The 11,452-nt window shown below is 39.6% G+C and carries 12 protein-coding genes; 7 read left to right on the top strand and 5 right to left on the bottom strand.

Going from position 1 to position 11,452, the window contains the following annotated elements; translation table 11 throughout:
- Window positions 1-203 precede the first annotated feature (203 nt).
- Window positions 204-371, bottom strand: coding sequence for a hypothetical protein (locus LW139_RS20560; protein WP_162557025.1), 168 nt, complete (start codon window positions 369-371; stop codon window positions 204-206).
- Window positions 372-754: 383 nt separating this feature from the next.
- On the opposite strand from LW139_RS20560, the gene rpmH reads away from it, so the two are divergent.
- The 7 genes from rpmH (at window position 755) to LW139_RS20525 (ending at window position 6,265) form a co-directional block, all read left to right on the top strand.
- Complete coding sequence (gene rpmH / locus LW139_RS20555) at window positions 755-898, top strand: 50S ribosomal protein L34 (RefSeq protein WP_036933424.1); 144 nt, start codon at window positions 755-757, stop codon at window positions 896-898.
- A gap of 17 nt (window positions 899-915) precedes the next feature.
- The gene (rnpA, locus tag LW139_RS20550; RefSeq protein WP_071788569.1) at window positions 916-1,275 is read left to right on the top strand and encodes a ribonuclease P protein component; all 360 of its coding nucleotides are present in this window, start codon (window positions 916-918) and stop codon (window positions 1,273-1,275) included.
- Window positions 1,239-1,499: a membrane protein insertion efficiency factor YidD gene (gene yidD / locus LW139_RS20545; RefSeq protein ID WP_072070482.1), complete on the top strand. Its 261-nt coding sequence runs from the start codon at window positions 1,239-1,241 to the stop codon at window positions 1,497-1,499. The genes rnpA and yidD overlap by 37 nt, the downstream gene beginning before the upstream one ends.
- A 2-nt stretch (window positions 1,500-1,501) precedes the next feature.
- Window positions 1,502-3,142, top strand: a complete 1,641-nt coding sequence (gene yidC, locus LW139_RS20540) for a membrane protein insertase YidC (RefSeq protein WP_109409833.1) — start codon at window positions 1,502-1,504, stop codon at window positions 3,140-3,142.
- A gap of 130 nt (window positions 3,143-3,272) precedes the next feature.
- Window positions 3,273-4,637, top strand: a complete 1,365-nt coding sequence (mnmE, locus tag LW139_RS20535; RefSeq protein ID WP_109409832.1) for a tRNA uridine-5-carboxymethylaminomethyl(34) synthesis GTPase MnmE — start codon at window positions 3,273-3,275, stop codon at window positions 4,635-4,637.
- Window positions 4,638-4,840: 203 nt separating this feature from the next.
- Window positions 4,841-5,020, top strand: a complete 180-nt coding sequence (locus LW139_RS20530) for a hypothetical protein (RefSeq protein ID WP_088494147.1) — start codon at window positions 4,841-4,843, stop codon at window positions 5,018-5,020.
- Window positions 5,021-5,803: 783 nt separating this feature from the next.
- Window positions 5,804-6,265, top strand: a complete 462-nt coding sequence (locus LW139_RS20525; protein ID WP_166539278.1) for a DUF1097 domain-containing protein — start codon at window positions 5,804-5,806, stop codon at window positions 6,263-6,265.
- A 100-nt stretch (window positions 6,266-6,365) separates the two neighbouring features.
- Here LW139_RS20525 and LW139_RS20520 read toward each other — a convergent pair whose 3' ends face one another.
- The 4 genes from LW139_RS20520 to LW139_RS20505 all read right to left on the bottom strand — a co-directional run bounded on the left by LW139_RS20520 (window position 6,366) and on the right by LW139_RS20505 (window position 11,394).
- On the bottom strand, window positions 6,366-7,145 hold the full coding sequence (locus tag LW139_RS20520) for an ABC transporter ATP-binding protein (protein ID WP_166539277.1): 780 nt from the start codon (window positions 7,143-7,145) through the stop codon (window positions 6,366-6,368).
- An 80-nt stretch (window positions 7,146-7,225) separates the two neighbouring features.
- Window positions 7,226-9,307 (bottom strand): TonB-dependent receptor, encoded by a 2,082-nt coding sequence (locus LW139_RS20515; protein WP_166539276.1) that lies wholly within the window; start codon window positions 9,305-9,307, stop codon window positions 7,226-7,228.
- 147 nt (window positions 9,308-9,454) lie between these two features.
- Window positions 9,455-10,495 (bottom strand): FecCD family ABC transporter permease, encoded by a 1,041-nt coding sequence (locus tag LW139_RS20510; protein ID WP_247850456.1) that lies wholly within the window; start codon window positions 10,493-10,495, stop codon window positions 9,455-9,457.
- On the bottom strand, window positions 10,492-11,394 hold the full coding sequence (locus LW139_RS20505) for a FecCD family ABC transporter permease (RefSeq protein WP_247850455.1): 903 nt from the start codon (window positions 11,392-11,394) through the stop codon (window positions 10,492-10,494). Before LW139_RS20505 ends, LW139_RS20510 begins: the two co-directional genes overlap by 4 nt.
- Window positions 11,395-11,452 lie beyond the last annotated feature (58 nt).

The raw sequence follows: 11,452 nt of genomic DNA, 5'->3' as shown, positions 1-11,452 counted from the left end.
GGCGGACTCCCCTAAAAAAACAAGACTAAAAAATAAACAGGAAAAATGCAGTTGTACAATGTAGCTAAACACAGCGTGCTTAAACACAAAGTGCACAACATCGTTCCTCTTCAATTCTTAATAAGGAACAACTCTTGGTGACAACGATTTATTTACATCGTGATTCACGATCGCAGACTGGCTATTCTGATCGTGACGGGGGATCATATCGCAAAATGAAACGAAGATCCTCTTTCTTTTGCACAGTTTTTATGGTTTTTATCCACAGGCTTGATGATTTGTGATAATTCACCAAATGAAATATGCAAAGGCGTTCTAGTGTACTTGAGTCGCCCTATAAATAGCAATTGGGGATAACTTTCTCTTTGCATAAATCTCTCCTTCTTATAGTAAGTGATCAAATATCTCTCACTTGATCCACCAAAGATCCTTGCGCTTTCACCATGAGTCCGTATAATCTTGCACCCTGCGTGCTTGTACCAACAAAGTCACTTATTAAGGCTCTCTTTTAGGTCGCTAATAAGCGTACTCGTTGCGCATAAGTCAGGATTGATTATCGGGTTTGCTAAAAAAGACGACAAAAATCGGTACTTAAAGCGTCATCTTGATTGACGCATTTGAGTGATTTTATTACAATCCCGCATCTTTCCATCATTGATGCTGCGATTGAAGTACCGGTTTGTTTATTTATTGCACGCCTGTCTGTCAACGCATTTGCTGAATCAGTAATTATATTAAGTAGGTAGAAATCGCCATGAAACGCACTTTTCAACCGTCTGTACTGAAGCGCAACCGTAACCACGGCTTCCGCGCTCGTATGGCCACTAAAAATGGTCGTCAGGTTCTGGCTCGCCGCCGTGCGAAAGGCCGCTCTCGTCTGACCGTTTCTTCGAAATAATAAAAGCTAACCATTCCGTGGTTAAGCTCGCTTTTCCAAGGGAGTTACGTTTGTTAACTCCCAAGCATTTCAATTTTGTTTTCCAGCAGCCACAACGCGCGAGTTCACCAGAAGTTACTATTTTGGGTCGCCAGAATGAGCTGGGGCATCCCCGCATCGGTCTAACAATCGCAAAGAAAAACGTTAAACGTGCTCATGAGCGCAATCGTATTAAACGATTGGCCCGTGAATACTTTCGTTTACATCAGCATGAATTACCGCCGATGGATTTTGTGTTATTAGTAAGAAAAGGGGTTGCTGAACTTGATAACCACCAATTGACGGAAGTGTTGGGTAAATTATGGCGTCGTCATTGTCGCTTGGCTCAAAAGTCCTGATCTTGCTGATTAGGGGCTATCAACTGGGGATTAGTCCTCTGTTGGGGCCTCGTTGTCGTTTTAATCCTACGTGCTCTCATTATGGAATTGAGGCATTGCGCAGGTTTGGAATGATAAAAGGTAGTTGGTTAACAGTGAAACGCATATTAAAATGCCACCCTTTACACGAAGGTGGTGATGATCCTGTCCCACCTAGAAAAAACGACGATAACAGAGAAAATTAACGATGGATTCGCAACGCAATCTTCTATTCATCGCTTTGCTGTTCGTTTCTTTCCTGATCTGGCAGCAGTGGGAGGGTGATAAAGTTTCACAAAACACCACCACTACTACTCAGATCTCGCAACAAGCGGACATGCCAAGTAGTGATAGTCTTGCTGTAACTGGTAACAGCAATGAGCAGGCAAAATTGATTACCGTAAAAACTGATGTACTTGATCTTAGTATCAATACTCAGGGCGGTACAATCGATGAGGCTGATTTGTTAGCCTATCCCGCCGAGCTTAATTCACAGACACCTTTCCGTTTACTGGAAACTACACCTCAATTCCTGTATCAGGCTCAAAGCGGCTTAATTGGCCCAGATGGTCCAGATCAGAAATCTCGCCCAGTTTATACTGCTGATAAAAACGAATTTGTACTTGGTGAAAACCAGGATGAATTACGTGTACCTATGACTTTTGTGAATGAAGAAGGCGTAAAATTCGTCAAAACCTTTATTCTGAAAAAAGGTCAGTACGATATCGGTATTGAATACAAAATTGAGAATACAACAGATAAAACACTGACAATGAACTTCTACGGTCAGTTAAAACAATCTGTTAAATTGCCAGAAAGCCGTGATACTGGTAGCAGCAACTTTGCGCTACACACTTATCGTGGTGCGGCATATTCCTCAGATGAAACCAACTATAAAAAATATAGTTTTGGTGATATCGAAGATAAAAACTTATCTCTAACCACGAATAATGGTTGGGTTGCGATGTTACAACAATACTTCGCAACAGCATGGGTTCCTTCTAAAGATAGTCAGAACAATAACTTCTACTCAATTACTTTAGAAAACAAATCCATTGCTCTGATTGGTTATAAATCAGCACCTGTCACTATTGCACCAAATAGTACAGCTGACATCACCTCTACATTATGGGTTGGCCCTGAAATTCAGTCTGAAATGTCCGCTATCGCGCCACATTTAGACCTGTCTGTAGACTACGGTTGGTTATGGTTTATCTCTCAACCACTGTTTAAACTGTTGAAATTCCTTCACAGCTTTATCGGTAACTGGGGCTTCTCCATCATCATGATCACCTTTATCGTTCGTGGTATCATGTACCCGCTGACCAAAGCGCAGTACACCTCCATGGCGAAAATGCGTTTACTGCAACCAAAACTGGCTGCTCTGCGTGAACGTATTGGTGATGACAAACAACGTATGAGCCAAGAAATGATGGCGTTATACAAACAAGAGAAAGTGAATCCTCTGGGTGGTTGTTTACCACTGATTATCCAGATGCCAATCTTCCTTGCGTTGTATTACATGCTGATGGGCTCAGTTGAATTACGTCATGCTCCATTTATGTTATGGATCCAAGACTTGTCTGCGCAAGACCCATACTACATCCTGCCATTATTAATGGGTGTAACGATGTTCGTCATTCAGAAACTGTCTCCAACAGCAGTAACTGATCCGATGCAACAAAAAATCATGACCTTTATGCCGGTTGTGTTTACCGTATTCTTCCTGTGGTTCCCATCAGGTCTGGTTCTGTACTATATCGTCAGTAACTTAGTGACCATTATCCAGCAGCAGTTAATTTACCGCGGTCTGGAAAAACGTGGCTTACACAGCAGAGACAAAAAATAAGGTCACATGAGGAAAAACCTCTTCCTTGGTTACATTCAAAGGAAAGTGACATAAAATAGCGAAGGCGGTCTACAATGACCGCCTTCTGTTTTTTATATTGATATGATTATTCTGATTAAGCGAGTACACCATGCATAGCACTGATACTATCGTCGCTCAGGCCACACCTCCGGGAAGAGGCGGTGTTGGTATCCTACGCGTTTCTGGCCCAAAAGCGGCTCTTGTGGCACAAACCGTTCTAGGTAAGTTGCCTAAACCTCGTTATGCTGATTATCTGCCATTTCGCAATGATGACAACTCAGTACTTGATCAGGGTATCGCCCTTTTCTTCCCTAATCCGAACTCATTTACAGGTGAAGATGTTCTAGAACTACAAGGCCATGGCGGCCCCGTTATTCTAGATTTATTACTAAAACGTATTTTACAAATTCCTGGTGTGCGTATTGCAAACCCTGGGGAATTTTCTGAACGTGCATTTTTAAATGACAAACTCGATTTAGCACAAGCAGAAGCGATTGCTGATTTAATTGATGCTAGCTCAGAACAAGCAGCACGTTCAGCAATTAATTCATTACAAGGTGCATTTTCCTCTCATATTAACGAGATGGTAGAGTCGTTAACTCATCTACGTATCTATGTTGAAGCGGCTATTGATTTCCCTGATGAAGAGATTGATTTTCTTTCTGACGGTATCATTGAAGGAAAACTTAATACCGTTATTGCTGAATTAGATGATGTTCGTGCTCAAGCTCGCCAAGGTAGCTTGTTACGTGAAGGGATGAAAGTGGTGATCGCAGGTCGTCCAAATGCGGGTAAATCAAGCCTATTAAATGCATTAGCAGGTCGAGAAGCGGCTATTGTCACGGATATCGCTGGTACAACTCGTGATGTATTACGTGAGCATATTCATATTGATGGTATGCCTTTGCATATTATCGACACTGCAGGCTTACGTGAGGCCAGTGATGAGGTTGAACGCATTGGTATTGAACGAGCTTGGAAAGAGATTGAACAAGCAGATAGAGTGCTATTTATGGTTGATAGCACCACAACCGATGCAACAGCGCCTGAAGATATCTGGCCTGAATTTATGGCACGTTTGCCAGACACCTTGCCTGTTACTGTTATTCGTAACAAATCAGATTTAACCGGTGAGAATGCCGAGATCACGGCACAAGGTAACTACCCGATGATCCGCTTATCTGCTCGTGATGGAATGGGTATTGAGTTACTTCGTTCCCACCTAAAAGAAGCAATGGGCTTTAATAGTAATACTGAAGGTGGTTTCTTGGCTCGTCGCCGCCACTTACAGGCATTAAATACCGCTGCAGAACATTTACAGCAAGGCCATGAACAACTGGTTTATGCAAAATCCGGTGAATTGTTGGCAGAAGAGTTAAGACTGGCTCAGCAAGCATTAAGTGAGATCACCGGTGAATTTACCTCAGATGACTTATTGGGTCGTATTTTCTCTAGTTTCTGTATCGGGAAGTAACCACTAAATCTTACCTGCTATACCGTGTAACTTTCAATTTAACGGTTATGGCAGGTAGAGTTCGATTTACACACTATAGTCGTTTTTTAATAATTAAGTGATAGTTTTACTCCTCCTTGTAGTTCATTTTTCAAACAATTAATCTTTGTTTATACTAATCAACATTGCTATATTTTCCGGAAAGAAAATCATAGGAGATATCTATGGCCACGACTTCTTTTAGCAAAAATTTTATTGTTAAGGACAAACAGTCTATTGAACTTATACAGAATGCTTTAAGTTATCCTCGACATATAAAAATAGTAAAACGGAATTACGAAACAGAAAATAGACAAGGAATTGCGTTATTAAAACAACGATTGTCCAACTTGGAAAACTACTAAAAGAGTTTGATAAAGAAACAACAATTAAACTCTTAAGTAGTTTTTCTAATAATTTAAATTGTGATGTTGAGAAATTTTTAACTTCTTCTACTAAAGCAATAAGATTTGAGCAAACTAATAATGCACGAACCTATTTAATATTAAATGATAATGGTGAAATTCTTGCTTACTTCTCTTTATCCTTTAAAGAACTTATTCTTGATAATGCAAAAATAAGTAAAACAAAAATACAACAACTCGATGGAATTTCTAAAAAAGCTGAAAGAATTAAAGCTTTTCTTATTGGTCAAATTGGGAAAAACACATCTATAATAAATAACTCTATTTCTTTAAAGTTAATCTTGAATGAGATTTATGCTGTCTTATCAGAAGCAAAAGCCCTTATTGGTGGTAGGATCATTATATTAGAATGCGAAAATAATAAAAATCTAGTTCAACTTTATGAAAGACATGGTTTTACACTAATTGAAACCGAGAACAATTGTCCTTATTCTCTCCGCACTCTTTATATTCATATTATTGAAGAATAATAATAAATTAAATATCAATAAATAATACTTAGTTAAAATATTTATTTTTACATTTAATAAATAAAACTGATTACGCAATCGTTTACTTTTTACTTTTTCTATCTTGAATAAAGATCAATATATCTAACACGTATTAATACCATTATTAATGGTGCTTTTTAATGATCTAAATATAGAAAACCAGTCAATGACAATGCTAAACTTCGTTTTTAGTTAACTGGGTAAATATCCCCCTTATATTTAAGAGTCTACCGTGAGAACGCTTTATTTTACTGCGCTGACAACAGGCATTCTTTCTGCCATTTGGGCATTTGTTGCTAATCAATTTGATTTATTAAGCTGGGCTGGCTTTTTGGGTTGTACCGCCTATTTTGCTTATCCTAAAGAAGGTATTAAAGGATTAGCTGTCACCATGGCTACCATTATGAGTGGCGTGATTTGGGCATTGGCGATTATTTATGGTAGCCAAGTCTTTAGTGATATTTCTATTTTTGGCTATGCTGTCACTGGTGTTATTGCCTTTGTGATGTGTATTCAAGCTAAAAGTGCACTACTCGCTTATATTCCCGGCACCTTTATTGGAGCATGTACTATATTTGCCGCTCAAGGGGATCTCTATCAAACCATCCCTTCATTAATCGTTGGCGTTCTATTTGGGTATTCGATGAAAATGAGTGGACTTTGGGTTGCCAACAAATGGCCAAAAACAGCGTAATTTGTTTATGCTAACTCAAATCTAAAAGCGGTATTTAGTTATGCTAAAGCCGCTTTTTTATTTCTTAGCTATATAGCCAGCAATATAGTTGGTTATATAGTTAGCAAGGCACAATCATCGGTGTCCCAACAACAGGATCAGGAATAATTTGGCATTCCAAATCAAAAACCTGTTTGATTAACGCTTGATTGATAATAGATTTTGGCTCTCCTTGCGCAATGATTTTTCCTTTCACCATCACCACTAAATTATCGGCATAACGACACGCTTGGTTTAAGTCATGTAAAACAGCAACGACAGTGCGTCCTTGCTGCTGATTAAGTTTTCGAAATATATTGAGTAACTCAATTTGATAAGCAATATCTAAATATGTTGTTGGCTCATCTAGCAGTAAAATCTCAGTTTGTTGCGCCAATATCATCGCCACCCAAACACGTTGCCGTTGACCGCCAGATAACGAATCCACTGTTTTATCTGCAAATTCCACAATTCCAGTCTCTTTCATTGCCGTTTCTACGGCTAACTTATCTTCTCGGCTCCATTGATGCATAAAACTTTGATGAGGAAATCGTCCTCTTGCGACTAAATTAGCCACAGTGATCCCAGAAGGTGCTTGCATCGTTTGTGGTAATAACGCGATTTGACGAGCGAGTTTTTTAGTCGGTAATGACGTTAAAGGCTGAGCATCTAATGAAACATGGCCTGATAATGGTTTTAATAAACAGCACAAGCTACGCAGTAGCGTTGATTTACCACAACCATTGGGACCTATAATGACAGTGACCTTTTTATCAGGAATAGAAAGCGAAATATCTTGGCAAATTGTTGTCTGCTGATATCCCAACTTTAAACTGTGTGTCTGTAATCGGCTATTATGCATAACATTATCTTTTTATTGAATGATCACATTAAGCAAAATAAGGGTGATAAATTAGCATCACCCTTTGCTGTGATTTATATTTAGAAACGAACTTCTACTGAAGCACCAACCATACGAGGACGCTGATAAATGGCAGTATCTTTATTATTATCTGGAATAAGAATTCGTTTATCAGAATCAAATAAATTCTGAGCAAATAACGTCGTTCTACCCCATTTAAAATTATAGCCAAGCTGTAAATTAGCTAACCAAAAACTATCTACTTTGCCGCTATCTGCATTATTTGCATTCGAGAAATAATCTCCCGAGAACTGAACATTACCGCTAATATCCATCGCCTGAGTTAATTGATATTTAGCACCGACATTCGCAGTATAACTTGGTGCTCGAGCTAATTCTTTCCCTTCAATACCACTGTTACCAAAATCTTTGATTTTAGTTTTTAATAAACCAACACCTGTATTTAATTCAAGCGAGTCTATTGGTTGATAAGCAATTGTTAATTCGGCACCGTAAGTTTCAACCTTTTTCGCATTACGAATAGTGGAAGAGTTTGGTCCTAAATAGAATGGCAGTTGCATATCTTTATAGTCGTTGTAGAACAAGTTTGTCATCACACTTAACTTGTTATCCAACAGGCTATTACGTGTATAAAGGCTATAGTTCCACACATATTCTGGAGAATAAACATAAGTGACAATTGGCTTACCAATCGTCACACCTGCGCCACCACCGTTATAGCCTCGACCGACAGCAAAACCGACGGTTTGATTCACACCCGGTTTCCATGCGATATCAGCTTTAGGCAAGAAGGTGTTATAGGTTTCATCAAAATCGATAGCAACAGCCGCACTTCCCCCATTACGAGTGTGGTGCTCTCGTTCAAAACGTCCTGATAACGTGACATCAATTTCAGGAAATAGTGCGTAAGTTAATGAACCATAAGCGGAAGCCGTTTCTGTTTTATCATCAAAATAGCTACCCCCAAAGATATTCACAAATTCATCTTGTTTGGCGTGGAAATAACGTAAACCAAAAATCCCGCTTAATGCTTCACTGTCCGTTTTAAAACGGAGCATAGGTTCAAATTCAAACTCTTTAGCATCAATATCTGCACGAGGGCTTTGTGCTTCCGTTAGGCGACGTGTTGAAAAATCAGTATAAATCAGTGTATTTTCAACACTTAAATTGTCATTCGCTTCCCATGTAGTATTTAAAATACCACTGGTTGTTTTACGTTTAATCACAGGACGAAAACGTGAAGGGGCATTTGGCGCTAAATTACTTGCCATATTGGCTTCATTTTGCGGTGATCGACTATCAAGATGGCTAACTGTTAGCTTGGCCTTAAAATCAGGATTATCTAAAGAGTCATAAAGTAGTTTCCCACGGAATGTATTGGAATGGATATCGCGCGGATCACCCGTTGGTGAATATTTATCCATATGCACAAAGCTTTCACGCTCTTGTCTTTCTGCGGTAAAACGAAACGCTAATTTATCTTCAATCAGTGGCCCAGAAGTCATGACTGCATATTCACGAAGATCTTGCTGACCTGCACCCAGTTTTACTGCATTTTCCCAATAGAATGTTGGGTCTTGAGTTTTAACCAAAATTGCACCAGCAATAGCATTACGGCCTTGCACATAACTTTGTGGATCACGGAAAATTTCAACCGTATTCACATCCCACAAGGATTGAGCACCATAACCAAATTCGTTATAGGTAAATGAGCGCCCATCAACAGAGAAATTAACTCTAGGTCGAGTACCACCGAGGAAAGCAATAGCACCTTGAGCTGGCCCTGAGCCATCAACACCACGAATAGCAGGTAAAGCATTGCTGTTTCCGTTATCAACAATATTCGGTGTCATTTGCAGTAAGGTGTTCACATCTGCATTCGGTGTGGCTTCTATTTTTTTCGCATCATAAACCGTGACACTCGAGCCTGTGTCATAGATAGATTTATTGAGTTTTTCACCAGTTACAATTAACACATCCACTTTTTCGTCGTGTTTTTTGTTATCTTGTGACGTTGATGTTTTTTCTATTTCTTGTGCATTTACATTAGGAACAGCAATACATAAAGTTCCTAATAAAGCCGTTTGCACTAGTGTTGTTATTGTGGCTTTTTTAGCGCGTAGTGTAAGAACAGTAGACATAAGTCTATACCTTTCATGCCATAGAGCATGCCATTAGACGATTTATAAAATACCCACATTACATCCCAAACGTTTAATTAGTCTTTCTGGCGACCATCCCATGACTTATCCTTAAGTTATTAAATATTTATTTCCTTTATTATTATTTTAAGTTCTCTGTTTTTTTGTCAGTAACCACAACAAATAAAGTCCACCAATAACACCCGTCATTAAACCTACTGGCATCGTGACATCAATAGGTAGGCGTTGTGACAATACGTCAGCAGAAAGCAAAAGAAGTGCTCCCATTAATGCAGAGCCGACGATGGGTAGCTTTCCTGAGTGGCTTAATCGGATCACTAATTGAGGTGCCGCGAGTGCAACAAAAGCAATCGGCCCTGCACTGGCAGTCGCTAATGAAGCGAGTAATACAGCACTAAAAATCATCACCCATCTTACTCGGCCAACATTGACGCCCAATTGTTGGGCCATATCATCGCCCATTTCCATTAAAGTGAGTGATTTACCATAAAAAACAATAAGGGGAACAAGCAGCAGTAAACCGATAAAAGTAGGGTAAACATGCTGCCAAGTACGAGCGTTTAGTGAACCAGCAAGCCAAAGATTAGCCATAATGGCATTATCAATATTGCCTTTTACCAACAATAAACTATTAAAGGCATGTAAAATGGCACCGACGCCAATACCGATTAAAATCATGGTGTAACCAGACATAACACCATTTTTTAATGACAGTAGATAAACAATTAGCGCCGTTGCCATTCCGCCTATTAATGTAGAAATAGCGATATCCACAACCGTGCCATTAAAAATAATGATTTGAAGTAATGCCCCTGTTGCTGCACCTGTTGTAAAACCAATAACATCCGGTGAACCTAAAACATTACGAGAGATCGACTGGAAAATAGCGCCTGAAATACCTAATGCAGCTCCAACCCCCATAGCAGTAAGTAGACGAGGCAAACGGATATCCATGACAATTTTCTCTTTGATACCACCTTCTGATTGCCCGACAACAATATCTATTAATGTAGAAAACTCGATGGGAAACTTGCCCGTTGTCAGTGCAAAGAAGGCGAGAGAAATCACCAATAAAAACAAGATAAAAGCGATGACGATATCTTTAAGAGAGAAGTGCCAAGACCATGTACCCAATTGGCAGATAATCTCATTATTTTTAGGTTTCATAATGTAATGATCCGCCAACGTTTAACCAGATAAATAAAGAAAGGCCCACCAATCAGTGAAATCATAATACCGACACTAATTTCGCCTGGTGTACCGATTAATCGCCCTAAACAATCTGCCATCAGCATGACTAACGCACCAATTAACATCGACATGGGTAAGATCCGCCGATATTCAGCACCGACTAAACGACGAGCAAAATGAGGGGCTGTTAAGCCTAAAAAGCTAATAGGGCCAACCGCTGCGGTAGCACTTCCAGCAAGAAGAACTATTGAAAATGCCGACAATAGCCAAACTCGTTTTTGGTTTGCACCTAACGCATGACTAATATCATCACCTAATGTCACGATATCTAACGAGCGTGTTAGCGAGTAAGCAATCACACTTCCAATCACAACCAACACAGTAATTGGGTACAGAACATCGAAACTACGCCCTTGCAATGAACCCACAACCCAATGACGGAATTGATCAAAAACACGTTCATCACTATTGACCGTAACAAGTTGAGTAATAGCGAGTAAAACGACAGAAAGGGCAACACCTGCAAGCACCATTCTCACAGGATTAAGTCCGTGTCTTACACCACCAAGAAGATAAACACCAACACCCGCGCAGAATGCCCCTAATAAACCAAACCACATATAAATAGTGACATCAGTGATCCCCGTTAATGCAATAACAGAGACGATCGCCACCATTGCTCCAGCATTAATGCCAAACAGCCCCGGATCGGCAAGTGGATTACGTGTTAAAGCTTGCATTAACGTTCCTGCTCCACCTAATGCAACGCCAATCACTATTGCTAATAATGTGCGAGGAAAACGTAGATAACGTACTAATAAGTGCTCACTATTTGTCGTATCAAAATTGGCAAAAGCCTGCCATGTTGTATACATAGAAACATGCCTGCTTCCAACAAATAAGCTTAATAGTGCAAAAAAGAACAATAGGAGA

This window comes from Proteus vulgaris (assembly GCF_023100685.1).
Taxonomy (GTDB): domain Bacteria; phylum Pseudomonadota; class Gammaproteobacteria; order Enterobacterales; family Enterobacteriaceae; genus Proteus.
This window is presented reverse-complemented; position numbering and strand designations above follow the sequence as displayed.